Below are 25,526 nucleotides of genomic sequence, written 5' to 3'. Positions count from 1 at the left end.
CGCCTCCTGCGTCATCGCTGACCAAACCGTTCCTTGGCCAAATCCGAGCTCGATCCTACAATGGACAATGTCTAAGTCAAGTAAAGCTCCAAAGTCACACCCGTTCGGGACTCATGTCCCCCTGCTGTTAGGCTGGTGCCTATGAGTGACCTTTTGGAACGGCTCCGTGGACGTGGATGGCGGATGACCGCGCAGCGCCGTGTCGTGGCCGAGGTCCTCGACGGCGAGCACGTCCACCTGACGGCCGACGAGGTGCACGCCAGGGCCGTCACCAAGCTGCCCGAGATCTCGCGGGCGACCGTCTACAACACCCTGGGCGAGCTGGTCTCGCTCGGCGAGGTGCTGGAGGTCGCCACGGACAAGCGGGCCAAGCGGTACGACCCCAACGCGCACCGCCCGCACCACCACCTGGTGTGCGCGCAGTGCGGCGCGATCCGCGACGTCCACCCGATCGGCAATCCGCTGGCCGACCTCCCCGACACGGAGCGCTTCGGTTTCACGGTCTCCGACGTCGAGGTGACGTACCGCGGAGTCTGCCCGAACTGCGCGGCGGCTTAGGCGGCACACCACAGGCGCAAGCGAAAGCCCCGGCGCCTACGGGCGCCGGGGCCAAAGGCCGAGGGCCGGAATCCTTTCGGATTCCGGCCCTCGGCCTTCAGTAGCGGGGACAGGATTTGAACCTGCGACCTCTGGGTTATGAGCCCAGCGAGCTACCGAGCTGCTCCACCCCGCGTCGATGAATGGAACACTACGTCAAGACGCCCGGCAGAAGCAAATCCGGGAGCTGCGGGCAGCCGGGCCGGCGGCACGGACGGGCGCAGCGGCACCCCGCGAACTCCGGGCCTCGCGACACTCCCGTCCAGCCTCACGCCGACAGTTCCTCACGCAACGCGTCCCGCAGCCGCGCCGCCCGCTCCGTGACCGCCACAGGCCCCAGCGTCGCCGCCCGCTCGGCCCACCGCTGCCCCTCCGCGAGCTCCCCTCGCCGCGCGTAGACCAGCGCGAGCCGCAGCGCCGCCCGCCCGTGCCCCGCATCGGCCGCCCGGGTCCACCACACGGCCGCCTCCGGCTCGCTGCCCTCACGGGCCAGCAGCAGCCCCAGGTTGAAGGCGCCGTTGCGCGACCCCGCCTCCGCCGCCTCCCGGTACCAGCGCGCCGCCTCCGCCACATCCCCCCGGGCCGCCGCGAGCATCCCGACCCGCACCTGGGCCCGCCGGTGCCCCTGGGAGGCCGCCCGCTCGTACCACTCCTCGCACTCGCTGCGCCGGTTCACGGGCTCTCCCAGCTCGTGCGCGGGTTCCGGCGGCCTGCGGGCGTCCAGCACCGTCGCCAGCCGGTACGCGGCCTCCGCGCTCCCCCCGCCCGCCGCGCACCGCAGGAACCGCTCCGCCTCTCCCTCCTCGCCCTCCCGCAGCCGCGCCATTCCGACCTGGAGCGCCGCCTCCATATGCCCGGCGGCCGCCGCCTGCTCGTACCAGCGCAGCGCGGACCGCTCCTCGCCCCGGCCCGCGTGCAGGATGCCGAGGTTGAAGGCGGCGTCCACGCTGCCGGCCTCCGCGGCCTTGGAGAACCACGGCTCCGCCCCGGTCTCGTCCCCGGCCCGCAGCAGCAGGATCGCCAGCGCGTTCGCAGCCTCGCGGTGACCGGCGTACGCGGCCCGGCGGTACCACTGCTCGGCCTGGGCGGTCCGGCCCTGGTCGGCGCAGAGCAGCCCGAGGTTGTACGCGCCGTTGATGTCACCGGCGTCCATCGCGGCCCGGTACCAGCGCTCGGCGGTCTGGGTCTCGCCCCGCTCGGCGTGCAGCGCGCCCAGCGCGTTGGCGGCGTTGCCGTCGCCGTTCTGCGCGGCCCGCAGCCACCACACGGCGGCGTTCTCGGTGTCCCCGGCGTCGCGCAGCAGGAAGCCGAGCGCGCAGGCGGCCCGGACCTCGCCGTCCTTGGCGGATGTCAGGTACCAGCGGCCGGCCTCCTTGAGCTCGCCGCGCCGCTCCAGGATCGTCCCGAGGTGCAGCGCGGCCCGGCGGTGCCCGCGCGCGGCGGCCTGCCGGTACCACTGCTCGGCCTCCCGCATCAGCTCGGCGGCGTCGCTCTCCCGCGCGGCCCTGCGGTCCAGCGCGCGGGCCAGCCGGTACGCCCCTTCCCGGTGCCCCCGCTCGGCGGCGGCCCGCATCCAGCGCTCGGCCTGCGCCGTGTCCCCGCGGTGCTCCAGCAGGTCGGCGAGGGCGTACGCGCCGAGGGTGTGCCCCTGCTCGGCGGACTGGCGCAGCCAGTACTCGGCGGCGGGTTCGTCGCCGCGCTCCCGGTGGTGGCGGCCGAGCGCGTGCGCAGCCGCGGTGGAGCCGGCCACGGCGGCGATCCGCCACCAGCCCGCGGCCTCGTCGGCGTAGCCCCGCTGGTGCAGCAGGACACCCAGGTTGTTGGCGGCGGCGCGGTCGCCCGCGGTGGTGGCGGCACGCAGATGGGGTTCGGCTCCGTCGAGATCACCGCGGCGCAGCAGCATGGCGCCGAGGACGCTCATCGCCTCGACGTCGCCGGCCTCGGCTGCGAGCCGTTGACGCAACTCCTCGGCCGCCTCGTCGGCGGCCTCCCCCGTCTCGTCACGGGGGTCCTCCCAAGGGGAGGACTGCACAAAACGCCCAGTCCCGAACAGAGTTGCCTTGTCCCCCATAACATCCATCGTCGCACCACCTGCAACCTGGGTACACCTGGTATACCGCAGTCAGTGAGGTCACTACAGCGTTTTGTCGACATGCCCACAGAGAGACAAGTCAAACACAGATCGGCCAACTCCCGTCCGCGGCGCGGCCGTCACCGCCCAGGCACATGCGTTCGCCCATCACAAAGGCCCGGATTCCTTGAGGAATCCGGGCCTTTGGCGTCGCCTGCTTCGCGACCTGAGTAGCGGGGACAGGATTTGAACCTGCGACCTCTGGGTTATGAGCCCAGCGAGCTACCGAGCTGCTCCACCCCGCGCCGTTGTGTTGCAACCGTAGCACGGCGCGGGGTGGGCGTTTGACCAGCCTGCTCGCTAACTGCTCGGGCTCGCGCTGGGAGCGGCGGTCCCGCCGGCGCCACCGCCCCCTTCAGCCGCCTGGGCCTGCTCGGCCTTGCGCAGCGCTTCCTCCAGGTCCTTCTGCGCCTTGCCGTAGGCCTCCCAGTCGTTCTTCTTCAGGGCTTCCTGGCCGGCCTCGAAGGCCTTCTGGGCGTCGTTCAGCGCTTCCTGGACCGTGGGGTTGTCGGACGTCGGAGGTGGCGTCGTGCCTTCCTCCTCGCCGGTTCCCTCGTCCTCGCCCGGTGGCGGCTCGGTGGTCGTGCCCTCACCCCCGAAGACCTTGTCGAGGGCCTGCTCGAGGGTGTCCTCGAAGGCGGTCTGGCCTCCGTAGGTCACCAGCACCTTCCGCAGCAGCGGGTACTTCAGTCCGCCACCGCGCACGTAGACCGGCTCCACGTAGAGCAGTCCCCCGTCGAGCGGGACGGCCAGGAGGTTGCCGTACTCGACCTCGGAGTCACCGCCCCTCAGCAGCCTGATGGACTCGGCGATGTCCTGTTCGGAGTTGAACTGGCTCTGGACCTGTTTGGGTCCGGCGACCGTGGTGCTGGTCGGCAGTTTCAGCACTCTGATCTTGCCGTAGTCCTCGGTGCCCGGATCGGCGTTCACCGCCATGAAGGCGCTGAGGTTGTCACGGCCGTTCGGTGTGAACGTCGTGGTGAGCGAGAAGGTCTGCTCCTGCTGGTCGGGCATCCTCATGCTCAGGTAGTAGGGAGGCACCGCGTCGCCCGTCTTGTTGGTCGGGTCGTCCGGCACCTGCCACACCTCGCTGCCGGAGAGGAACGTCGTGGCGTCCTTCACGTGGTAGCGGGTCAGCAGTTCGCGCTGCACCTTGAACAGGTCCTGCGGGTACCGCAGGTGGGCCATCAGCGCGTCGGAGATCTCGGTCTTCGGCTCCACCGTGTCCGGGAAGGCCTTCATCCAGGTCTTCAGGACGGGGTCCTGGGTGTCCCACTGGTAGAGCTTGACCTCGCCGCTGTACGCGTCGACCGTCGCCTTCACCGAGTTGCGGATGTAGTTGACCTGGTTCTGCTGGGCCACCACCGCGCGCTGGTCGTTGGTGGCGGTCAGCGAGTCGGCCGTGGTGTCGCCGAGGGTCGTCCGCGACGCGTACGGATAACCGTTGGTGGTGGTGTAGGCGTCGACGATCCACTGGATGCGGCCGTCCACGACCGCCGGGTAGGCGTCGCCGTCGATGGTCAGCCACGGGGCGATCGCCTCGACGCGCTCCTTGGGCGTGCGGTTGTACAGGATCCGCGAACCCTCGCCGATCGCACCCGAGTACAGGATCTGCGGCTCGCTGAACGCGACCGCGTAGGCGGCCCGGTTCACCGGGTTCTCGAGGTCGACCCCGCTGTCGCCCTTGTAGCTGTAGGTCTTCTCGCCGCTGTCGTCGGAGTAGTCGATCTCCTTCTGGGGACCGCCGACGATCGAGTACGTCGTCGTCCGCTCGCCGTAGTACACGCGCTGCTCGTACGACCCGAGGTCGCCCTTGGAGGGCAGGTCGGACTCGGTGAACTCGGGACGGCCGCCGGCGTCGGCGCTGGTGCCCTCGGCGGCGACGACCCCGTATCCGTGCGTGTACCGGAAGTGGTCGTTGATCCAGTTCCGCTTCGGGATGCCGTCGAGGTTCAGCTCGCGCAGACCGATGACCGTGTCCTGGTCCTTCCCGTCCTTGCTGTACCGGTCCACGTCCAGGTTGGTCGGGAACGCGTAGTAGTTCCTGATCTGCTGGAGCTGCTGGAACGTCGGCGAGACGATGTTCGGGTCCATGATCCGGATGCTCGCCGTGTTGTCGACGTCGTCCCGCAGCCGGGTCTTGTCCTCGGTCTGGCTGGTGCCCGGGTACTCGGTGACCTGCGAGTCGTCGATGCCGTAGGCCTCACGCGTGGCCTTGAGGTTCTTCTCGACGTACGGCGCCTCCTTGGCCTGCTCGTTCGGCTGGACCTGGAACTTCTGCACGATCGCCGGGTACAGGCCGCCGATGAGGATCGCCGACAGCACCATCAGACCGAAGCCGATCACGGGCAGCTGCCAGGTGCGCCGCCACAGGGTGGCGAAGAACAGCAGCGCGCAGATCACGGCGATGCAGAACAGGATCGTCTTGGCCGGCAGATAGGCGTTGGCGTCGACGTACCTGAGGCCCGTCCAGCTGTCGGTGGCCTTGAAGTCGCTCGACTTCACCGCCAGTCCGTACCGGTCGAGCCAGTAGGCGACCGCCTTCAGGGTCACGAAGACGCCGAGGAGCACCGACAGGTGTCCGGTGGCCGCGGCCGTGGCGCGCGCGCCCGGACTGGTGATGCGGAGTCCGCCGTACAGGTAGTGGGTGAGCGCGGCGGCGATCAGCGCCAGGATCGTGGCGGCGAAGCCGAAGCCGAGCAGGAAGCGGTACCAGGGCAGGTCGAAGGCGTAGAAGGAGACGTCGAGCTTGAACTGCGGGTCCTTCTGGCCGAAGGACACGCCGTTGACCCACATCAGCCAGGTCCGCCACTGGCTCGACGCCGAGGCGCCGGCGATCAGGCCCACCAGCGCGGTGATGCCGAGCAGCAGCCACTTCTTGTACGGGGCGATGCCCATCCGGTACCGGTCGAGGTTCTGCTGCTCCATGGACATGGCGCTCAGCGGCGGCCGCATCCGGTGTGCCAGCCAGACGTTGAAGCCGACCGCGAGGGCCATCAGCAGACCGAAGACGAAGAACAGCCCGATCTTGGTCCACAGGGTCGTCGTGAACACCGACGAGTAGTTGACCGAGCGATACCACAGCCAGTCGGTCCAGAAGCCCGCGAACATGGTGAACACCATGCCGAGGACGGCCAGGACGCCCAGTGTCATGAGCAGGGTCCGGACCCGCCGGGACGGGCGGCCCACTCTGATCCGTGGCCCCGTCGGGCCTCCGCCGCGGTCCGGCATCTGGAAAGCCAAGGTAGGCACCTCGAAGTTCGCTGTTGATTCGTCAGGCCCGCGTCTTCACGGACCGTGTGTGGTGCCCCCTGATCGTGGACCCACACCTATGCAACTTACTCACGCTTTACTCGGTTCCCGATTCCGGCCAGGAACGAGAGAGGATTGTGACCATGTCCAACACACCCATGGCGGCCAACCCGCTCACCCGGGCCGTGCTCGAGATCGACGAGTACGTCTCCGGCCTCGGCTGGGACCAGCCCGCCCGCCTGTTCGCCCTCGTCGACACCGTCCGGCTGCGGGCCGAACAGCCCTCACTCGCGGACCGGCTCGGTCTGGGCGACGCACAGGAGACGGCCGCTCTCACCCCGATCGAGCAGGACGAGATTCCCACGGGCAAGCCGCTCGACGAGTTCCTGGGCACCATCGCCTGGCCCGACGCGGTGACCGGCTGCGCCCTGACCGTGGAACGGCTGATGCTGCCGCCGTCGGCCGAGGCCCAGGTCCCCGAGGATCTGGACGAGGCCGCGCTGACGAAGTGGGTGGCACGGCACCCGGAGCGTCAGGAGGTGCGGATGACGGTCGCGGTGCTGCGCGACGGGGCCCGCGAGTCGGCTCTGCGGCTGCGTGAGAAGGACTCCGCCACGGAGGTCCTCACCGGCTCCGAGCTGGTCCCGGGCCTGGCTCAGGCGCTGGCGGCCACGTTCGAGGAGTAGCGGGGCCGGTCAGGACGCCGTGCACGTCGGCAGGTCCGAGGTGTCGCCGGAGCGGATGTCCGCCAGGGCGTCCAGGGCGTCGTCGATGGTGTCCACCTTTACCAGGGTGAGGCCCTCCGGGGTGTCCTCGGCGGCGGACGCGCAGTTGCCGGCGGGCGTGAGGAAGTACTCGGCGCCCTTGCCGCGTGCGCCGACCGTCTTCATCTGGATGCCGCCGATCGGCCCCACCTTGCCGTCGTCGTCGATCGTGCCGGTGCCGGCGACGAACCTGCCACCGGTCAGGCTGCCCGGGGTGAGCTTGTCGTAGATGCCGAGGGCGAACATCAGGCCCGCGCTCGGCCCGCCGACGTCGGCGAGCTTGATGTCGACGGTGAACGGGAAGGTGTGGTCGGTCCCGGCGGAGATCCCGACGACGGCGCGCTTCTCGCCGCCGTCCTCGGAGGTCGTGGTGGTGATCGTCACCTTCTCGGTCCTCGTCGCCGTCCGGTTCTCCTTCTCGGCGGCGGCCTGCTCCTTGGCCGGCACGATGGTGAAGACGACGTCCTCGCCCGGCTTGTGCTCGGTCACCCGCTCGGCGACGTCGGCCGGCTCCTTCACCGCCTCGCCGTCGACGGCCTTGATCACGTCGCCCGCGTGCAGCTTGCCCTCGGACGGGGACCCCTTGACCACCGTGGAGACGATCACCCAGGACTTCACCGGGACGTCGAGTTCCCTCAGGGCCGCGACCTTGGCGCTCTCCTGGGACTGGCTGAACTCCTCGGCGTTCTCCTGGGTGGTCTCCTCCTCCGTCTTGCCGTCGGGGTAGAGGGTCTCGTGCGGGACGACCTTGTTGTCGTGCGCGAGCCATCCGTAGACGGCCTCGACGAGGTTCATCCGGTAGTCGGCACCGGTGACCCGCACCGTGGTCATGTTGAGGTGACCGTCCGTCGGGTAGGTCTCGTGCCCGGAGATCCTCAGCACCGGCTCGCCGTCGTGCTCACCCAGCGTGTTCACCGTCGGCCCCGGGGACATCTCCGAGTAGGGCACGGGAAGGAACACTCCCACGCACAGGAGCGCGATCAGTATCAGGGTGGAGGCGAGCATCGTCGCGGTGCGGCGTGGCATGCCTCGACAGTACGGGACAGGCCTGTCAGCACACCGTCAGGGCCGCCCGGACGGGCGGCCCTGCTCGCTCCCTACGCCGTGGCCTGCTGTGATCGTCCTTCAGCTGCCCGGGCGCGGCCTTTCCATGGCCTCGCGGAACCGGGCGTAACCGATGAGTTCGGGACCGTCGCTCCGCACCTTGCGCGTGCGGTTGGCCCAACTGCCCCACAGCCCCGCTCCGATCGCGGCCACAAGCGGAATCAGCAACCAGGCAAGCGCCGCCATGCCGACCTCCCAACCCCATGAGCCTCCGCAACACTGACTGATCAGCAGATTAACCATCCGCAGTGACAACGCTCACGCCGGGGGTGGGGTTACGCAACCGGGGGTACGGCCCCGCTGAGCAGGCCCCACCGCCCGGCCACCACCCCGCAACGACAGCGCTACGCGCCGACCCGCCCTCCCGCCGCCCGACCACCACCCCGCAACGACAGCGCTACGCGCCGACCCGCCCTCCCGCCGCCCGACCACCACCCCGCAACGACAGCGCTACGCGCCGACCCACTCCTCGGTCCCGTCGGAGAACCTCTGGTGCTTCCAGATGGGCACCTCGTGCTTGAGGTCGTCGATCAGCTTCCGGCAGGCCTCGAAGGCCTCCCCCCGGTGCGGACACGACACGCCGACGACCACGGCGAGGTCGCCGACCCTGAGGTCCCCCACACGGTGCACGGCGGCCAGCGCCCGAACGGGGTACTCGGCGGCGACCTTCCCGGCGATCCGCCGCATCTCGTCCTCGGCGCCGGGGTGGCACGAATAGCCGAGACCCTCGACGTCGGCGCCCCCGTCGTGGTTGCGCACCGTCCCCACGAACAGCGCCGTCCCACCGGCCGCGTCGTCCCCGACCGCGCGGAGGACCTCGTCCACGGACAGCGGTGTGTCGCGGATCGAGATCAGCTTGATCGGGTCCTGTGCGGCCTGCTCACCCGGGTGATCGTGCGTGGATGCCATGCCCCCATCGTGCCCCACCCCGGCGACAACGCGGAACGGCGTCGTCGCCCGGCACGCGTGTGCCCGTCCGGAGCCTCCCTCGGGGACACGTCAGATCCGGCGCCGGGCCTTGCGCGCCCGTCGCACCACCGCCGCCGCGCCCAGCAGTGCCACCGTCGCTCCCGCGGCACCCGCCGCCGTCGCGTCCTTGCGCCCCAGGCGCCGGCCGGCGACCGTGTGCCTGCCGGACACCTCCTCCAGCAGCTCCGCGAGCACCTCCTCGTTGGTGTGCGCGGGCCGCCACCCGGCGTCGTGCAGCCGACTCCCGCTCACCACCCAGGGGTGCATCGTGTACGCCAGGTCCCCGGCCGGGGAAGGGGTGAGCCCGATCCGGTGCAACCGGGCCGCCGCGCCGAGCGCGACCGCCGACGGCAGCTCCATCCGCCGGATCCCGCTGAGCTCCTCGACCTCCTCCTGCTCCAGCCATCCGTCGCAGCCGACGGCCAGCTCGCCGTCGACCTTCTCCAGGACGGCGTACTCCAGGGCACTGCACAGATCCTCGACGTGGCAGAACTGCCACGCGGGCCGCGACCCGGCCACCACGAGCAACCTGGGTGACTCGAAGTACCTGGTCAGCGCGGTGTCGGTGCCCCCCACCAGCACGGCGGGACGCACGACCGTGACATTGAGCCCCGGGTGCGCCCTGGGCGCCCGGCGCGCGAGCCGCTCGATCTCCAGGAGGTCGCCGACCCCCGTGGCCTCCGCCGTGGCCCGCAGCTCCGCGTCCTCGGACAGCGGCAGCTCGTTGTCCGGCAGCGCCCCGTAGACCATCGTCGACGTGCACAGCACCACGCGGTGCACCCCGGCGGCCGCCGCGGCCGTCAGCACCGTCTGCGTCCCCCGCACGTTGTAGGCCGTCCGGGCGGCGGCGTCGGTCTCCAGGTCGAGGTCGAGCGCGAGATGGACCACCACGTCGGCCCCGCGCAGCCTGTCCGCGATGGCCGGGTCCCGTACGTCCAGGATGTGCCAGAGCGCCTCGGCGCACTCGCCGCGCCGCTCGTCGATGGCGATGACCTGCTTGATCTCCTCCGAGGCGGCGAGCCGCGCGGTGAGCAGCGCGCCGACGCCGGACGCGGCACCGGTGACCGCGACGACGGGCCCGCGCGGGGCAGCCGTTCTGTCGGCGGGAAGCGCCGTCGTCGAGGGACGGTGGTCGGGCGACGGGCGGGCCGGGTCGTTTCGCGCTGCGCGAACCTGTGGATCTGGGGAACTCACCGGGCGTCTCCAGCGGTTGTCTTCAGTACGAGCGCGAGCGACGCGTGCGTACCAGGTGGCATCCATCCTGCCGCAGGCCTCCTGTCGGCGAAGCACCGAGGCCCGAACCGCTTCAGGTGTCTACGCTGGGTGGTGTTGTCGGGCAGCCGTGCCGCCGGAAAGAACCGGTGGCCCTACCAGCCGAGGAAACCCGTGAGTGACACCCCATTCGGATTCGGCCTTCCGCCGGAGGAGCCGGACGACGGCGACGAGGGCAAGAAGAAGGACCCGCAGAGCGGTGGTGGTCAGGGCCCGGCCAACCCGTTCGGCTTCGGCGTGCCCGGAGCCGGAGGCTTTGGCGGCCCGGGCGCGGACAATCCGTTCGCCGCGATGTTCGGGTCGTTGAACCCCACCGACCTGGGCGCAGCGTTCCAGCAGCTCGGCCAGATGCTCTCCTACGAGGGCGGGCCGGTGAACTGGGACATGGCCAAGCAGATCGCCCGGCAGACCGTTTCGCAGGGCACCGCGGAGGGTTCGAAGGACGCGAGCGTCGGCCCCGCCGACCGCAGGGCCGTGGAGGAGGCGGTCCGTCTGGCCGACCTGTGGCTGGACGACGCGACCTCCCTGCCGTCGGGCGCCCACTCCGCCGTGGCCTGGAGCCGCGCGGAGTGGGTGGAAGCCACCCTTCCGGCGTGGCGGGAGCTGGTCGACCCGGTGGCCGAGCGCGTCGGGAACGCGATGGGCGACGTGCTGCCGGAGGAGATGCAGGCCATGGCGGGCCCGCTGATCGGCATGATGCGCTCCATGGGCGGCGCCATGTTCGGCACGCAGATCGGACAGGCCGTCGGCGTGCTCGCCGGCGAGGTCGTCGGCTCGTCCGACATCGGCCTGCCGCTGGGCCCGGCCGGCCGGGCCGCGCTGCTGCCGCTGAACATCGAGACGTTCGGCAAGGACCTGGGCGTCTCCAGGGAGGAGGTGCGGCTGTACCTCGCCCTGCGCGAGGCCGCCCACCAGCGCCTGTTCGCGCACGTCCCGTGGCTGCGCTCGCACCTGTTCGGCGCCGTCGACGGCTACGCGCGCGGGATCAAGGTCGACACCGGCAAGCTCGAGGACGTGGTCGGTCAGTTCGACCCGCAGAATCCCGAGCAGTTGCAGGAGGCCCTCCAGCAGGGCATGTTCCAGCCGGAGGACACGCCGGAGCAGAAGGCCGCCCTGGCTCGTCTGGAGACGGCGCTGGCGCTCGTCGAGGGCTGGGTGGACGCCGTGGTGCACGCCGCGGCCAAGCCGCGGCTGTCGTCGGCCGACGCGCTGCGCGAGACGCTGCGCCGCCGCCGCGCCTCGGGCGGCCCGGCGGAGCAGACGTTCGCCACGCTGATCGGTCTGGAGCTGCGCCCGCGGCGGCTGCGCGACGCCTCGCGCCTGTGGGCCTCGCTCACCGACGCGCGCGGGGTCGACGGCCGGGACGCCCTGTGGGCGCACCCGGACATGCTGCCGACGGCGACCGACCTGGACGACCCGGACGGTTTCGTGCACCGCGAGCAGATCGATTTCTCCGAGCTGGACAAGATGCTCGGCGAGGCCGCCGGCAAGCCCGACCTCAAGAAGAAGGACGAGGGCGAGAGCGAGAGCAAGGACGACGACGCCGAGTGAGCCTTCACGACGACGCGGTCCTCGTGCTCAAGGGGTACGAGGACCAGCCCGAGCTGCGCCGGACCTATCTGGACCATCTCGCGGCGCATCCGGACGGCATGTGGAAGGCCTGTACGGACGGTCACCTCACGGCGAGCGGCCTGGTGATCGATCCCGAGCGGGGCCGGGTCCTGCTGACCCTGCACCGGAAGCTGCGGATGTGGCTCCAGATGGGCGGCCACTGCGAGCCAGGTGACGTCTCGCTCGCGGCGGCGGCCCTGCGGGAGGCGACGGAGGAGTCCGGCATCACGGGTCTGGCACTGGTGCCCGGCGGGCCCGTGCGACTGGACCGCCACCTCACACCCTGTGCCTGGCACCTGGACGTCCAGTACGCGGCACTGGCTCCGTCCGGAGCCGTCGAGGCGATCAGCGACGAGTCCCTCGACCTGCGCTGGTTCCCGTACGACGCGGTGGCGGACGTGGCCGACACCTCGGTCACCCGTTTGGTGGAAGCGACCCGGACGAGACTGGGCGTCTGACACAGGGGTGGGGGCGACCGCCCGGGCGGTCGCCCCCACCCCTGTGCCCGTCCCCGTCAGCTCCAGACGTTGCCCTGGTTCTGGCCGCGGACGCCCTGCTGTCCCACGCCGTACTGCGCGGCGAGACCCGAGCCGATCTGGGCGTTCTGCGGCGGCAGCAGCTCGCTGGGCTGGACGAGCGCGAAGCCGGTGCCCATGAAGCTGAGCTCCCAGCCCTCGCCGGTGCTGCCGCGGCGCCGCCACACCCCGGAGGAGTGGGTCTGGGCCTGCATCTGCACACGCAGGGACGTGGACCAGGCGACGATCGCGTCGGCGTCGCAGTTGACGTACTTGTCCGGCGTCACCTGCATCAGCAGCGGCATGCCCGAGGTCATCAGGGCGACCTTGCCGTTGCCGGTGATGTTGAGCTGGTACTTCCCGGAGCCGGAGATGCCGTACAGGCTGTCGACGGCGATCACCTCGTGGTGCAGCGAGGAGTCCATCGCGAGCACATAGCTGCTGTCGACCGTCAGCCCGTCGTGATCCACCTCCATGACGTGGATGCGCTGGGCGAGGTTGGCGAGGTAGACGGTGCCCTGCCCGTGGCAGCGCATCAGGTCGAGTCCCTCACCGGTCTGCGCACGCGCGCGGGACGCGCTGTTGCTCTGGAACTCGGCGTCGAACTCGACGAGTCCCTGGTAGGCGACCATGGTGCCCTTGCGGGCGAGGACGTCCTCGTGGCCCTCCAGGGCGACCCGGAGCATCTGCTGGTTCTGCAGGCTCCAGCGCTCCTGGGTCTGCTGGTCGTTGAAGGCGAAAAGCGGGCTCTGCATGGTGTGGTTGCTCCCCCTCAGCCCCGGACCCGGAGACGGTCGGTGCTGTCCTCACTGGGCTGGACGACGACGATGCCCTGACCGGAGAAGGCCATCTGGTAGGCCTCCCCGCTGCCGCGACCGATCAGCGACTGGGCCCGGAAGCTGCGCTTGCCCTTCACCTTGAGGTTCGGCGACCAGGCGACCAGGGCGTCCGGGTCGACGTACGTCTCGTCGTCGCCGCCACCGCAGTCGACGACGATCGGCTTGCCGCGCGAGGTCAGCGCGACCCAGCCCTGCCCGGAGATCCTGGTGTTCCACAGGCCCTGTCCGGCGAACTTCGCCAGGCCCTTGACCCGCTCCGCGCCCCAGGTGAGGTGGGCGTCGAAGGCGAGCAGATTGGTGGCGTTGACGGAGATGCCGTCACCGTTGAGGTTGATCACGACGACGTTGGCGCCGTAGTCGGCGAGGTAGAGCAGGCCGTCGCCGGAGCACTTCATCAGCGGCGCGCCCTCACCGGTCATCCAGTCCTTGGCGATCTGTCGCACGGCCGGCGGATTGGGCTCGTACTGGACGAACCCTTCGTAGGCGACCATCGAGCCCACGCGCGCGAGGAGGTCGTTCCCGGTCTGCATGGCGACCTTCAGCATGTGGTTGCCGTGGTTCTCCATGCGGGCGGTGACGGGGGCGGGGGCATAGCCCGCGAGTGGCTGGTTCATGACGGGCTCCCTTTAGATCTCGTACGGCTGGACGACGATGAAGTTGCCTGGTGCGCCCCGGAACTGGAGGTTGACGCTCTCCCCGGTGTCGCCGGGGTAGGAGTTGCGGCGCATCCGCACCTGACTGGAGACGACCACCTGGGAGGCGGCCGACCAGGCGACCACGGCGTTGCAGTCGGCGAAGGTGGTGGGGGTGACCGGCAGCACCACGGGCGTGCCGTGGGTCTTGACGACGATGGTGCCGGTCCCCTGGAACTGCATCGTGAACAACGCGCCGCCGGGGATGCCGTGCCCCTCGATGCGGCGGACCTCGTACTGGAGGCCCTCGTCGAAGGCGAGGACGTTCTCGGCGGAGACGCACACGGCGTCGCCCTGGAGCTCGATCGGGTGCAGCATCGTGGAGTTCTCGGCGAAGAACACCTGGCCCTGGCCGGTGCAGCGCATCAGCTGCATCTCCTGACCGGTGGCGTTGCCGACGACGCGGCCGGAGAAGCCGGCGCCCTTGTAGCTGAAGTCGACCTTGCCCTGGTAGAGCACCATGCTGCCCTGCCGGGCCAGCACGGGCTGCCCGCCGATGCCCAGGTCGGCGCGGACCAGTTTCTTGTTCTGCTGGGTCCAGCGCTGTCCTGTGGGCGTCTCCTTGAACTGCTGGAGCGCGCCGAGCACACCGGGGCCCTGCGGTGCGCCCTGCGGAACCTGCTGGTGCGGCACCTGTCCGGGCGGGGACTGCTGGCCGTAGCCCGGAGGGGGCGTGGGCTGTCCGTAGCCGGGCGGCGGGGCGGGAACCTGCGGTGCCTGCGGCTGTCCGTAGCCCGGGGGCGGCGGGGCGGGCTGGCCGTACGGCGGCGGCTGCTGGCCGTAGGGCGCGGGCGCCGACGGCGGGGGCGGCAGCGGGGAACCGCCGGGCGGGGTGGGCAAGGGGGCGACGATGGTCGGCGCGGCATGCACCGGCGGCACGGAAGGTGCGGGGGCCGGCGGCGCGAAGCCCTGCGCGACGGGCTGGGGTGCGGGGGCCGGAGCAGGGGCGGGCGCGGCTCCGCCGGGTACGCCGAACGCGGGCGGCGCGGCGGCCTGGGCGGGCGGGGCGAAACCGGGCACGGCTCCGCCGGTCTCCGGCTGCTGAGGGGCGGCCGGCTCGTCCTCGGCCACCTCGCCGCCGAAGTTCCGCAGGAGCGCGTCGAGCCCGCCGTCGAAGCCCTGTCCGACGGCGGCGAACCGCCAGACGTCCTTGAAGTAGAAGTCGCCCAGCATCACGGCCCGCTCGGTGGAGAACTCCGAACCGCTGAACGGGTACCGGGCCACCTCCTCGCCGCCCGCGACGATACGGATGTACCCGGGACCGATCTGCGACATCTGTCCGGCACCGTCTAGGGTCGCCGTGAAGGACAGCTTCCTGATCTGCTGCGGGATCCGGTCCAGCGTCACGCGGAACGACTCGGTGTCGCCCGCCTGGGCGCCCAGGAGCTGAACGGACTCCTCGGGGGACTTCGGCTGGTTGTAGAAGATGAAGTAACGGTCGTCGGAGAGCCGTTCGTCGGCGTCGAGACCGAAGCAGCTGATGTCGAAGGTCAGCCCCGGACCGGAGATCTGCACGCCTACGTACAGATCCGTCCCCGCCGTGAGGTCACTGACCCTGGCCTTGTGGCCGCGTTGGAATTCCCTGGCCATGCGTACGACCGTCCCCCATCCCGAATGTGAGTGCGTCGCGCCAGGCTAACGGCAAACACGGACACCGGCTGAAGTCGGTACAAACCCGGTACACAACGCGTGCACAGGCTTACGGTGTGTTCACCTCGGGCGGTGCTCACGCATCACGCGCACCCGGCACGTGCGGCAGCCGCTCGGCCGCGACCACCCCTTCGAGGTAACCGCGGGCCCGTTCGGTCCTCGGATACGCCTCCAGCAACCGCCAGAACCGCGGGCCGTGCCCGGGCACCAGCAGATGCGCCAGCTCGTGGCAGAGGACGTAGTCGACGACGTACTCGGGCATGCCCTGCAGCCGGTGCGACAGCCGGATGCTTCCCTCGGCCGGGGTGCACGAGCCCCAGCGCGTGTTCTGGTTGGTCACCCAGCGCACCGAAGCGGGCCTGGCCCGCCCGCCGAAGTACTGGTCGGACAGCCGCCGGGCGCGCTCGGCCAGCTCCGTGTCCCCGAGGGTCCGCCTGCTCTCCTGCGCGGCCAGTTTGTCGAGCATGACGGTCACCCAGCGCTGCTCCTCCGCCTCGGACATCCGGGCGGGGATGAGCACGATCGTGCGATCGCCCTCGCGGTACGCGGAGACCGTCCTGCGACGGCGGGCGCTCCTGCGGACCTCGATCGCGCTCGCCCGTGAGCCGTTCGTCGACTGGCTCGTCGTGCTGCGCTGTGACATTCCGGCGCGGTGCAGTGGGTCGGCGGGCACGTCCCGACGGTACCCGCTGCGCACGGGGAAGTCTTGGCTCCGGGACGGTTCCCCGGCGATCCCCCACCGGGCGCCGGATTTGTACGATGATCCCCACTGTCTGTGGACAACTTTCGGCAGTCTTCGGCCCCTCCCGGCATGCTGGCATACATCGGGCGAGCCGCGAAGCGCTCGACCACCCAACGGGGACGTTCCGGTACACACGGGGGTCTGTCATGCATCCGATGGTCAAGCCCGCGCTTCGGCGCGGATGGCGCGATCTCCACACCGTGCAGTTCGGGGTGACACCGGCGCACGCGTTGACGCTGAGCCCGGTGGACACGGCCACGGGCAGTTTCCTCGACCTGCTCGACGGCACCCGCGGGCTGGAGCTCCTGCGGGAGGAGTCACGGCGCATGGACCTGCCCGAGGGCCATGTCGACCGGCTGGTGCGCCGGCTGTCGCGGGCCGGGCTGCTGGACGACTCGCGGGGCGGCGGACCGGCCGCCGAGGCCCTGCGGGAGAAACCGGAGGTGCTCGACCGGCTCCGTCCGGACCTGGCGTCCCTCGCCCTGACCACCTCCGCACCGGGCGATCCGCTCCGCCGGCTGGCGGCGCGCCGCAGTGTGCGGGTGCAGGTGAGGGGCGCGGGCCGGGTGGGCGCCTCCCTCGCGGCACTGCTGTCGGGGGCCGGGGTGGGCGAGGTCGACGTGCGCGACGTCGGACGGGTCGAGCCGTGGGACGTCACACCGGGCGGGTTGCCCGCCGAGGCCCTCGGCGACCGCAGGGACACGGCGGCCCGCCGTGCGGTACGCCGGGCCGCCCCGGACCGCCCGCCGCGCCGGACCGCCCGCTCCCCCCTCGAAGGAGGCGACCCCGGCTTCGGTCTGGTCGTCCTCGCCCCGCGGGACGACGTCGCCGTGCACGCCCCCGATCCAAGAGCCGCCGAAACCCTCGTGTCCTCGGGCACACCCCACCTCCACGCCGGTGTCGTGGAGGGGACCGGTGTGGTCGGCCCGCTGGTCCTGCCCGGGGAGACGGGCTGCGCGGGCTGTCTCCAGCAGGACCGCACGGAGCGGGACCCGGTCTGGCCGCGCCTGGCCGCCCAGTGGCGCTCCGGGCGGCAGCGCCGGGTGGGCGCCTGCGACCTGACGCTGGCCATGACGGTGGCCGGGCTGGCGGCCGCCCACGCGCTCGCCTTCCTGGACGGGCGGGTTCCGTCCAGTGCCGGCGCACGCTGGGAGGTCTCCCTCCCCGCCCTGCGCTGGCATGCGCGCACGGTCCGGCCGCACCCGGCCTGCCCGTGCGGAGCCGCGCGCAGAGGTCCGGAAAAAGGTAAGGGAGAACACACCTCCGGGAACGGGGGGTCGCACGAGACAATGGCCGTGCACGGGCCGTCGGAGGAGTGGCGCCGCGAGGCGGACGCGAAGCGGCCGGCAGGGACTTGGAGGGCGCATGTCTGATCTTCCCCGGAAGGCGGTCACCCGGACCGCCAGGCTGGCCGCGCTCCCGCTCGGCTTCGCCGGGCGGGCCACCTGGGGGCTCGGCAAGCGGATCGTGGGCGAGTCCGCGGAGCTTGTCGGCCGCGAGCTCCAGCAGCGCACCGCCGAACAGCTGTTCAAGGTGCTCGGTGAGCTCAAGGGCGGCGCGATGAAGTTCGGCCAGGCCTTGTCGGTCTTCGAGTCGGCCCTGCCGGAGGAGGTCGCCGGTCCCTATCGGGCAGCGCTGACCAAGTTGCAGGAGGCCGCACCGCCGATGCCCACCCGTACCGTCCACGCGGTGCTGGCGGAGCGGCTGGGCGAGGACTGGCAGGAGCTGTTCCTGGAGTTCGAGGACAGACCGTCCGCCGCGGCCTCGATCGGCCAGGTGCACCGGGCGGTGTGGCACGACGGCCGTGAGGTGGCGGTCAAGGTGCAGTACCCGGGCGCCGGCGAGGCCCTGCTGTCCGACCTGAACCAGCTGAGCCGCTTCGCCCGTCTGCTGGGTCCGCTCATCCCCGGCATGGACGTCAAGCCGCTGATCACGGAGCTGAAGGACCGGGTCTCCGAAGAGCTGGACTACGGCCTGGAGGCCCAGGCCCAGCGGGCCCACGCCGAGGAGTTCGACGGCGACCCCGACGTCGTCGTGCCGGATGTGGTCCACCAGTGCGAGCAGGTGCTGATCACCGAGTGGATGGACGGCATACCGCTGTCGGAGATCATCTCGGACGGCACGGAGGCACAGCGCGACCGGGCCGGCCAGCTTCTGGCCCGCTTCCTGTTCTCCGGTCCCGCCCGCACCGGTCTGCTGCACGCCGACCCGCATCCCGGAAACTTCCGTCTGCTGCCCGGCGGTCCGCGAGGCGAGGACGACTGGCGCCTGGGCGTACTGGACTTCGGCACCGTGGACCGCCTCCCTGGCGGGCTGCCCGAGCCCATCGGCGAGGCCCTGCGCATGACGCTGGACGGCGAGGCGGAGGCCGTCTACGAGATGCTCTGCGCCGAAGGCTTCGTCAAGGAGTCGATCGAGCTCGACCCCGACACCGTCCTCGACTACCTCCTGCCGATCATCGAGCCGGCCCAGGCCGACGAGTTCACCTTCACCCGCGGCTGGATGCGGAGCCAGGCGGCCCGGATAGCCGATCCCCGCTCCCCCGCCTCCCGGCTGGCCAAGCAGCTCAACCTTCCTCCGGCCTACCTGCTGATCCACCGGGTGACCCTGAGCACCATCGGCGTGCTCTGTCAGCTGGGCGCGACGGTGCGGCTGCGGGAGGAACTGGAGGAGTGGCTGCCGAACTTCCTCCCGGAGGAGCCGGAGGAGGAGCCGGCCGCCCAGGCCTGACGGACCCGACGGGTACGTCGAGCGCGACGCACCTCGGGGGCCGGTCCGTTCACACGGACCGGCCCCCGAGGGAAGAGCTGGGCCTCCTCCGACGGGGAGGCCGCCGCTTCAGGCGGGATCGGTTACTGCATGACCGCTATCGCGAGCGCGCGGCGGGCGCGCCGGGAAGCGCGCTCGGCCCGGCGCTGCATCCGGCGAGCGGTCATCAGGCCCATGGCCTGGCGCTCCCGCTGCGCCTCCCGCAGTCGCTCGTGCATATGCGCACGGGCCAGGGCTTCTGGAATGAGTTGCATCTCTCGGGTCCTGTTCTGGCGCGAGTCGTTCGCACCGCTGGTGGTGAAGTCTTCGGTCGCGGAGCCTGCGGGCTCGTGAGTGGACGGCATCATCGGGGCCTGCTTCTGGGGGTCGTGCGTGAGGGGGCGGTCGATCGTTCCCGGGGTGTTCATGCCGTGACCGGGTTCTTGCGCGGGCGGCCACGCGGCCGCTTGCGGGCGACGACAACTCCCTGGACGAACAGCTCGCCGCCCCAGACGCCCCAGGGCTCACGCCGCTCCTTGGCGCCGGCGAGGCAGGCCTCGATCAGCGGGCAGGTGCGGCAGAGGGACTTGGCGTACTCGACGTCCGCCGGCGACTCGGCGAAGAAGACCTCCGGGTCGTAGGAGCGGCACGGGACGGGCACGCCGAGGTTCTCGATGGCGTCGTCGAGCGCGGTGAGCGCGGTGAGCGGAGTCAAGGTCGGGTCCTCCGTGGAGCCGGGCTTGGGGATCGTGTCGGAAGGCGGTACGGACGGGACGTGCGCTTCGAGTTGCACGGTTCGTCTTCCTCGTCTGGTCGTTTCCGGCCTGTTGACCGGGTGGCGGCTAGTACCGGGCTCTTTTCTTGTCCCGAGGCGCTTCGCTCCCCCTGCTTGAGGGAAAACAGAAGGGCCGCGGATCCCGGGTGGGGTTCCGCGGCCCTGAAGGCGCCGGCCTGATCGAATCAGGCTGGATCACTCCAGGGTTCTGGCCCACGGAAGGCCCACATCAGGTGGTGCTGCGTCGTCTGCTTCCGGAATCCGGCACCGGCTGCCGCAAAGGCATAGGCCTTCGCCTGTGCCACTACCGCTTCCAGTGCCTCGGTCGGTCGCTCATCGCGCTCACGGACGGCAGGAGCCGCGGGAGCGTGGGAGGACACCAGGCGTGCGGCACGAACGCCGGACAGACCGGTGCCCTGGTTCGAGGCGCCGAGCATGCACAGGGAGACGGCCGAGCGATCGGTCAGTTTGACGACGGAGCTGGTGTTGATGCTGATCACTGGACTCGCCTCCTCTCGGCGTCTAGGGGACTGGGGTGAACCAGTCCGCGGATATGCAAGTACAACACGGAGTCACGGCCTTGGAGAAGGCCGCGGTCCCCGTGCCTAAGAACCTATGGGGATTGCCGGGGCATGCGCAAACTATTTTTCCGACGAGTTCGGATCAGTCTTGATCCCGTTCCTCGTCGATGTCACGGCCTGCGCAGATGGCCAGGACATCGGCTCCGTAGCGGCCCAGCTTGCGCATCCCCACCCCCGGGATCCTGGCCAGTGCGTGCTCGTCGTCGGGGACCGTCTCGGCGATGGCCATCAGCGTCTTGTCGGTGAAGACGCAGAAGGCCGGCTGCCCGCTGCGCCCCGCCTGGACGGCGCGCCACTCACGGAGCCGCTCGTACAGACCCTCATCCATGTCGGTGGGGCAGTCCTCACAGCGCATCAGCTTCATCTCGCCCGCGTCGGTCAGCGTGCGGCCGCACACCCGGCAGCGGGCGGGGCTGCGCTGTCCACGCCTCGGACCCGGGACGACCGAGGCGGACGCCGCCCCGAACGAGCCGCGCTCCACACCTCCCGCGCCGACCGCGCCGCCACGGCCCGCGGCGGCGTGCGAACCGGGGCGCAGCCCGTGCAGGAAGCGGCTGGGGCGCCGGTTCGGCCGGCTGCCGGGTGAACGGGAGAGCGCCCAGGAGAGATGGAGGCGCTCACGCGCACGGGTGACACCGACATAGAGGAGGCGGCGCTCCTCCTCGATCTGCTCGTCGGTCTTTGCGTAGGTGATCGGCATCATGCCCTCGGCGACACCGACCAGGAAGACGACGTCCCACTCCAGGCCCTTGGCCGAGTGCAGCGAGGCGAGGGTGACGCCCTGCACGGTCGGGGCGTGCTGGGCGTCGGCCCGCTCGTCGAGTTCGGCTACGAGGTCGGCGAGGGTGGCGCCGGGTCTGGCGGCGGCGAAGTCCCGGGCGAGGTGCACCAGCGCCGCCAGTGACTCCCAGCGTTCCCGGACCGCTCCGGAACCGGCCGGCGGTTGGGGCGTCCAGCCCTCGCCCGAGAGCACGGCGCGCACCTGGGAGGGCAGGTCGGGGGCGTCGTCGAGGAGGGGGTCGTTGCCGCCGAAACGGGCCGCACCGCGCAGGGCGATACCGGCCTTGCGCACCTCGGGACGGTCGAAGAACCGCTCGGCGCCCCGCAGCTGGTAGGGCACGCCGGCATCGGCCAGGGCCTGCTCGTAGGTCTCGGACTGGGCGTTCGTCCGGAACAGGACGGCGATCTCGCTCGCCGGGACCCCCGCGTCGATCAGCTCACGGATGCGGCGTGCGGCGCCCTCCGCCTCGGCCGGTTCGTCGGTGTACTCGGTGAAGACCGGCTCGGCCCCCGCGGCGCGCTGGGAGACCAGTTCCAGCCGGTGCTCGGCGGCCCGGCCACGGGCCTGGGCGAGCAGACCGTTCGCCAGGTGGACGACCTGGGGGGTCGAGCGGTAGTCGCGGACCAGCTTGACGACGGTGGCCCCGGGATGACGGGTGCGGAAGTCGAGCAGGTGGTCGGGGGTTGCGCCCGTGAACGAATAGATCGTCTGGCTGGCGTCGCCGACCACGCACAGGTTCTCCCGCTCGCCGAGCCACAGTTCCAGCAGGCGCTGCTGGAGGGGGCTGACGTCCTGGTACTCGTCGACGACGAAGTGCTGGTACTGGGCGCGGACCTGCTCGGCGATGTCGTGCCGGTCCTGCAGGACGGCGACGGTCAGCAGCAGCACGTCCTCGAAGTCGATGACGGCTCGCTCGCGCTTGAGGTCCTCGTAGGCGGAGTAGAGCTGGGCGATCTCGGCGGGGTCACGGGGGGACTCCCGGCCGGCCTTGGCCGCGGCGGCCGCGTAGTCGGCCGGAACCGTCTGGGTGACCTTGGACCATTCGATCTCCGCGGTGACGTCCCGCAGCTCGCCCCGGTCGAGCCGGATGCGGCAGGCGGCGGCTGCGTCGGCGACCAGCTGGATCTTGCGGTCGACGAGCCGGGGCAGGGAGCCGCCGATCGCTTTCGGCCAGAAGTACTGGAGCTGGCGCAGCGCCGCGGAGTGGAAGGTGCGGGCCTGGACACCGACGGCGCCGAGCTGGCGCAGCCGGCCGCGCATCTCCCCGGCGGCGCGGTTGGTGAAGGTGACGGCGAGCACGCTGGAGGGCTGGAGGACGCCCGCGCGCACCCCGTAGGCGATCCGGTGGGTGATCGCCCGGGTCTTGCCGGTGCCGGCGCCCGCCAGCACGCACACCGGACCCTGCAGGGCGGTGGCGACGGCGCGCTGCTCGGGGTCGAGCCCTTCGAGCACCGCGTCGGCCGAGTCCGGTACCCGTGGGAAGAGAGTGGAGTGCGTTGCTGCTGTCACACAGCCATGCTGCCAGGTCGCCGGAGACAGGCCAGCCGGTTGTCCACAGGGAGGGCCACGCGGTCGTACCAATGCGACGGGCGTCACGCGGGAGTCGTACGGCACCTCGCGGGAATGCCCGTGCTTTCACGTACGTTCCTCCCACGACGAGGACTTCCCCGAGCCGTCTAAGGAGCGCGAGAGGCATGCAGGGCACTGTGACGATGTACAGCACCACGTGGTGCGGCTACTGCCGTCGGCTGAAGAGCCAGATGGACCGTGAGGGCATCGCGTACACCGAGATCAACATCGAGCAGGACCCGGAGTCCGCGGCCTTCGTCGAGAAGGCGAACGGCGGGAACCAGACGGTGCCGACGGTCCTCTTCGCCGACGGTTCGACGCTCACCAACCCGTCGCTGGCCCAGGTGAAGCAGAAGATCGGCGTCTGAGCGGCCCGCACGGAGCGGGGTGGTCTCCTCGAACGACAAGGAGACCACCCCGCTTCTTCGTGTCCCGGTTCAGAAGGCGTTGCGGGTCGGCAGGTCCTTGCCGTACCAGCGCTCGATCAGGCGGGCCGCGATCGAGATGCCGTACGGCGGGAGCACCTCGCCGGACTCGAAGGCGGCGCCGAGCTCGTCCCGGGAGAACCAGCGGGCCTCGTGGATCTCGTCGCCGTCCACGTTGATCTCGGTCGAGGTGGCTCGGGCGGTGAAGCCCAGCATGAGGCTGGACGGGAAGGGCCAGGGCTGGCTGGCGACGTACTCGACCTCGCCGACGCCGATGCCGACCTCCTCGTGGACCTCGCGGCGCACCGACTGCTCGATGGACTCCCCCGGCTCGACGAATCCGGCGAGCGTGGAGAAGCGGCCCTCGGGCCAGTGGACCTGGCGGCCGAGCAGGATGCGGTCCTGGTCGTCGACCACGGCCATGATCACCGCCGGGTCGGTGCGCGGGTAGTGCTCGGCGCCGCAGGCGGGGCAGCGGCGGATGTGGCCGGCGGCGGCGATGACGGTGCGCTCTCCGCAGCGGGAGCAGAAGCGGTGCAGCCGCTGCCAGTTCTCCAGGGCGACCGCGTGCACCATCAGACCGGCCTCGCGCTGCGATAGGAGCAGTCCCGCCTCGCGCAGGCCCGCCGGGCGGGCGGAGTCGTCCATGCGGCCGGGCAGGGAGTCCTTCTGGAGGGCGAAGTAGCTGACGCCTTCGTCGTCGATGCCCAGGAAGTAGCGGTGGGCCTCGGTGAGCGGGGCCTCGAAGGACGGGGTCATGACGAGTTCGGTACGCCCGTCCGCCGTCTCGTCGATGAGGACCTGGCCGCCGGAGACCACGAAGCAGCGGGTCGAGGGGTGGCTCCACGCCGCGGCGAGCCAGGCCTCGTCGAGCCGGTGGTGGGCGGCGCGGTCGATGCCGCTCGGGGCGGTGAGCGAGATGGGACGGTCGGCGGTGTGGTCGGTCCAGGTGGTCACGGGTGCTTCCAACTCCCCCGGTGAAACGGATTGGGTCGGCGGGCGGTTCGGCGGGAGGGACCGGGTCCTGCGGGGCGCGGCGGCGGGTCCCTTCCAGTGTGCCCCGCGCGGGTGTCCGGTTCGGACGGCGTGCGGGGTCAGGGGGCGTGCCGCCAGTGCTCGGCGAGGTCGCCCCACAGGTACGCGCTGGTCTCGACGCCCTTGAGGAGCAGATCCAGGTCGACCTTCTCGTTGGGGGCGTGCCAGCCGTCGGAGGGGACGGAGATGCCGAGGAACAGCACCGGTGCGCCGAGGACGTCCTGGAGGTCGGCGGCGGGTCCGGAGCCGCCCTCGCGGGTGAAGCGGACGGGCCGGTCGAAGGCGCGGCCCATCGCACGGACCACGGACCGCAGGGCCGGGTGGTCCAGCGGTGTCAGGCAGGGGCGCGTGGCGGGGCTGAAGGAGATCTCGTGGCGGATGCCGTCGGGCAGCTGTCCGGGCACCCAGGCGCCGACGGCCTCGCGCACGTGCTCCGGGTCCTGGCCGGCGACGAGCCGGAAGGAGAGCTTCACCATGGCGGAGGACGGGATGATCGTCTTGCTGCCGGCGCCCTGGTAGCCGCCGCCGATGCCGTTGACCTCGGCGGTGGGCCGGGCCCAGACGCGCTCCAGGGTGCTGTATCCGGCTTCGCCCCGGGTGCCGTGGGACTTGGCGGCGCGCAGCCACTGCCGCTCGTCGAAGGGCAGCTCGGCGAAGAGTTCGCGTTCGCGGTCGGTGAGCTCGACGACGCCGTCGTAGAAGCCGGGGATCGCCACGCGCGCGTGCTCGTCGTGCAGGGCGGCCACCAGGCGGGCGACGGCGGTGGCCGGGTTGGGCACCGCACCCCCGAAGGAACCGGAGTGGATGTCCTGGTCGGGGCCGTGGAGCCGGATCTCGCACTCGGCGAGGCCGCGCATGCCGGTGCACACGGTGGGGGTGTCCTCGGACCACATGCCGGTGTCGGAGACGATCACGGCGTCGGCGGCGAGCCGGTCCGCGTGCTGTTCGACGAGCGCGCGGAAGTGCGGGGAGCCGGATTCCTCCTCGCCCTCGATCAGCAGTTTCAGGTGGACGGCCGGGGTGGTGCGGCCGGTGGCGGCGAGGTGGGCCCGGACACCGAGGGTGTGGAAGAACACCTGGCCCTTGTCGTCGGCCGCACCGCGCGCGTAGAGGCGGCCGTCCCGGACGACGGGTTCGAAGGGCTCGCTGTCCCAGCCGTCCTCGCGGGCCGCGGGCTGCACGTCGTGGTGGCCGTAGACCAGCACGGTGGGCGCCCCGGGGTCGGCGGAGGGCCATTCGGCGTAGACGGCCGGTGCACCGGGGGTGGGCCAGACCTCGGCGGTCGGGAAGCCGGTCTCCTTGAGTTTGGCGGCGAGCCAGTCGGCGCTGTGGCGCACGTCGGGCGCGTGGTCGGGCTGGGCCGAGACGGACGGGATGCGCAGCCACTCGGTGAGGTCGTCGAGGAAGGCGACGCGGTGCTGTGCGATGTACGTACGGACGGCGCTGACGGCAGTGTCAACGGGCTGGCTCATGT

The 25,526-nt window shown here is 71.2% G+C and carries 23 protein-coding genes and 2 tRNA genes; 7 read left to right on the top strand and 18 right to left on the bottom strand.

The features are described 5' to 3' along the window. Nucleotides 1-141: 141 nt before the first annotated feature. Nucleotides 142-558 carry a Fur family transcriptional regulator gene (locus tag ACZ8ZB_RS22585; RefSeq protein ID WP_470739473.1) on the top strand — a complete coding sequence of 139 codons (417 nt, stop codon included), beginning with the start codon at nt 142-144 and terminating at the stop codon, nt 556-558. A 101-nt stretch (nt 559-659) separates the two neighbouring features. Here ACZ8ZB_RS22585 and ACZ8ZB_RS22580 read toward each other — a convergent pair. From ACZ8ZB_RS22580 to ACZ8ZB_RS22565, 4 genes are all read right to left on the bottom strand, one after another. Continuing rightward, a tRNA-Met gene (locus ACZ8ZB_RS22580) sits at nt 660-733 on the bottom strand. Nucleotides 734-865: 132 nt separating this feature from the next. Beyond that, nucleotides 866-2,677, bottom strand: coding sequence for a tetratricopeptide repeat protein (locus ACZ8ZB_RS22575; RefSeq protein WP_470739472.1), 1,812 nt, complete (start codon nt 2,675-2,677; stop codon nt 866-868). A 222-nt stretch (nt 2,678-2,899) separates the two neighbouring features. Beyond that, nucleotides 2,900-2,973 (bottom strand) — tRNA-Met (locus ACZ8ZB_RS22570). Nucleotides 2,974-3,028: 55 nt separating this feature from the next. Next, entirely contained in the window at nt 3,029-5,959 is a 2,931-nt protein-coding gene (locus ACZ8ZB_RS22565; RefSeq protein ID WP_470741558.1) for a UPF0182 family membrane protein, read from the bottom strand. Nucleotides 5,960-6,123: 164 nt separating this feature from the next. Here ACZ8ZB_RS22565 and ACZ8ZB_RS22560 point away from each other — a divergent pair, with 164 nt between their 5' ends. Next, nucleotides 6,124-6,666, top strand: a complete 543-nt coding sequence (locus ACZ8ZB_RS22560; RefSeq protein ID WP_470739471.1) for a PPA1309 family protein — start codon at nt 6,124-6,126, stop codon at nt 6,664-6,666. Between the two features lie 9 nt (nt 6,667-6,675). On the opposite strand, the gene ACZ8ZB_RS22555 is transcribed toward ACZ8ZB_RS22560, so the two are convergent. The 4 genes from ACZ8ZB_RS22555 to ACZ8ZB_RS22540 form a co-directional block, all read right to left on the bottom strand. After that, nucleotides 6,676-7,770, bottom strand: a complete 1,095-nt coding sequence (locus ACZ8ZB_RS22555) for a YlbL family protein (RefSeq protein WP_470739470.1) — start codon at nt 7,768-7,770, stop codon at nt 6,676-6,678. 99 nt (nt 7,771-7,869) lie between these two features. Next, the gene (locus ACZ8ZB_RS22550; RefSeq protein ID WP_167353495.1) at nt 7,870-8,034 is read right to left on the bottom strand and encodes a hypothetical protein; all 165 of its coding nucleotides are present in this window, start codon (nt 8,032-8,034) and stop codon (nt 7,870-7,872) included. 264 nt (nt 8,035-8,298) lie between these two features. Then, entirely contained in the window at nt 8,299-8,757 is a 459-nt protein-coding gene (locus tag ACZ8ZB_RS22545; protein WP_470739469.1) for a molybdenum cofactor biosynthesis protein MoaE, read from the bottom strand. A 90-nt stretch (nt 8,758-8,847) separates the two neighbouring features. Beyond that, nucleotides 8,848-10,011 carry an SDR family oxidoreductase gene (locus ACZ8ZB_RS22540; RefSeq protein WP_470739468.1) on the bottom strand — a complete coding sequence of 388 codons (1,164 nt, stop codon included), beginning with the start codon at nt 10,009-10,011 and terminating at the stop codon, nt 8,848-8,850. Between the two features lie 192 nt (nt 10,012-10,203). Between ACZ8ZB_RS22540 and ACZ8ZB_RS22535 the strand changes: the two genes are divergently transcribed. Together ACZ8ZB_RS22535 and ACZ8ZB_RS22530 are read left to right on the top strand one after the other, a co-directional pair. Continuing rightward, nucleotides 10,204-11,640 (top strand): zinc-dependent metalloprotease, encoded by a 1,437-nt coding sequence (locus ACZ8ZB_RS22535; RefSeq protein ID WP_470739467.1) that lies wholly within the window; start codon nt 10,204-10,206, stop codon nt 11,638-11,640. Continuing rightward, entirely contained in the window at nt 11,637-12,158 is a 522-nt protein-coding gene (locus tag ACZ8ZB_RS22530) for an NUDIX hydrolase (RefSeq protein ID WP_470739466.1), read from the top strand. The genes ACZ8ZB_RS22535 and ACZ8ZB_RS22530 overlap by 4 nt, the downstream gene beginning before the upstream one ends. Nucleotides 12,159-12,214: 56 nt before the next feature. Here the strand turns inward: ACZ8ZB_RS22530 and ACZ8ZB_RS22525 are convergent, their stop codons facing one another. The 4 genes from ACZ8ZB_RS22525 to ACZ8ZB_RS22510 all read right to left on the bottom strand — a co-directional run bounded on the left by ACZ8ZB_RS22525 (nt 12,215) and on the right by ACZ8ZB_RS22510 (nt 16,069). Further along, nucleotides 12,215-12,970, bottom strand: coding sequence for an AIM24 family protein (locus ACZ8ZB_RS22525; RefSeq protein WP_470739465.1), 756 nt, complete (start codon nt 12,968-12,970; stop codon nt 12,215-12,217). A 17-nt stretch (nt 12,971-12,987) separates the two neighbouring features. After that, a complete protein-coding gene (locus ACZ8ZB_RS22520; RefSeq protein ID WP_470739464.1) occupies nt 12,988-13,668 on the bottom strand; it encodes an AIM24 family protein in 681 nt (226 codons plus the stop codon). A 12-nt stretch (nt 13,669-13,680) separates the two neighbouring features. Continuing rightward, nucleotides 13,681-15,336 carry a TerD family protein gene (locus ACZ8ZB_RS22515; RefSeq protein ID WP_470739463.1) on the bottom strand — a complete coding sequence of 552 codons (1,656 nt, stop codon included), beginning with the start codon at nt 15,334-15,336 and terminating at the stop codon, nt 13,681-13,683. 136 nt (nt 15,337-15,472) lie between these two features. Continuing rightward, entirely contained in the window at nt 15,473-16,069 is a 597-nt protein-coding gene (locus ACZ8ZB_RS22510; RefSeq protein ID WP_470739462.1) for a M48 metallopeptidase family protein, read from the bottom strand. Between the two features lie 215 nt (nt 16,070-16,284). Between ACZ8ZB_RS22510 and ACZ8ZB_RS22505 the strand changes: the two genes are divergently transcribed. Together ACZ8ZB_RS22505 and ACZ8ZB_RS22500 are read left to right on the top strand one after the other, a co-directional pair. Further along, a complete protein-coding gene (locus tag ACZ8ZB_RS22505; protein WP_470739461.1) occupies nt 16,285-17,511 on the top strand; it encodes a TOMM precursor leader peptide-binding protein in 1,227 nt (408 codons plus the stop codon). Next, complete coding sequence (locus ACZ8ZB_RS22500) at nt 17,504-18,868, top strand: ABC1 kinase family protein (protein ID WP_470739460.1); 1,365 nt, start codon at nt 17,504-17,506, stop codon at nt 18,866-18,868. Before ACZ8ZB_RS22505 ends, ACZ8ZB_RS22500 begins: the two co-directional genes overlap by 8 nt. A gap of 122 nt (nt 18,869-18,990) precedes the next feature. Here ACZ8ZB_RS22500 and ACZ8ZB_RS22495 read toward each other — a convergent pair whose 3' ends face one another. The 4 genes from ACZ8ZB_RS22495 to ACZ8ZB_RS22480 all read right to left on the bottom strand — a co-directional run bounded on the left by ACZ8ZB_RS22495 (nt 18,991) and on the right by ACZ8ZB_RS22480 (nt 22,532). Next, nucleotides 18,991-19,314, bottom strand: a complete 324-nt coding sequence (locus ACZ8ZB_RS22495) for a hypothetical protein (protein WP_470739459.1) — start codon at nt 19,312-19,314, stop codon at nt 18,991-18,993. Further along, entirely contained in the window at nt 19,311-19,679 is a 369-nt protein-coding gene (locus ACZ8ZB_RS22490; protein WP_073932361.1) for a WhiB family transcriptional regulator, read from the bottom strand. Before ACZ8ZB_RS22490 ends, ACZ8ZB_RS22495 begins: the two co-directional genes overlap by 4 nt. A gap of 167 nt (nt 19,680-19,846) precedes the next feature. Next, nucleotides 19,847-20,161: a hypothetical protein gene (locus ACZ8ZB_RS22485; RefSeq protein ID WP_470739458.1), complete on the bottom strand. Its 315-nt coding sequence runs from the start codon at nt 20,159-20,161 to the stop codon at nt 19,847-19,849. A gap of 163 nt (nt 20,162-20,324) precedes the next feature. Then, on the bottom strand, nt 20,325-22,532 hold the full coding sequence (locus ACZ8ZB_RS22480) for an ATP-dependent DNA helicase UvrD2 (RefSeq protein ID WP_470739457.1): 2,208 nt from the start codon (nt 22,530-22,532) through the stop codon (nt 20,325-20,327). Between the two features lie 185 nt (nt 22,533-22,717). Between ACZ8ZB_RS22480 and ACZ8ZB_RS22475 the strand changes: the two genes are divergently transcribed. Further along, nucleotides 22,718-22,960: a mycoredoxin gene (locus tag ACZ8ZB_RS22475; protein ID WP_389157766.1), complete on the top strand. Its 243-nt coding sequence runs from the start codon at nt 22,718-22,720 to the stop codon at nt 22,958-22,960. A 69-nt stretch (nt 22,961-23,029) separates the two neighbouring features. Here ACZ8ZB_RS22475 and nudC read toward each other — a convergent pair whose 3' ends face one another. Together nudC and ACZ8ZB_RS22465 are read right to left on the bottom strand one after the other, a co-directional pair. Further along, nucleotides 23,030-23,974 (bottom strand): NAD(+) diphosphatase, encoded by a 945-nt coding sequence (gene nudC, locus ACZ8ZB_RS22470; protein ID WP_470739456.1) that lies wholly within the window; start codon nt 23,972-23,974, stop codon nt 23,030-23,032. Between the two features lie 137 nt (nt 23,975-24,111). After that, complete coding sequence (locus ACZ8ZB_RS22465; RefSeq protein WP_470739455.1) at nt 24,112-25,524, bottom strand: dipeptidase; 1,413 nt, start codon at nt 25,522-25,524, stop codon at nt 24,112-24,114. Between the last annotated feature and the right edge of the window lie 2 nt (nt 25,525-25,526).

Source organism: Streptomyces sp. 12E (assembly GCF_055633275.1).
The sequence above is the reverse complement of the archived record's forward strand: the minus strand, read 5'-3'. Positions and strand labels throughout refer to the sequence as shown.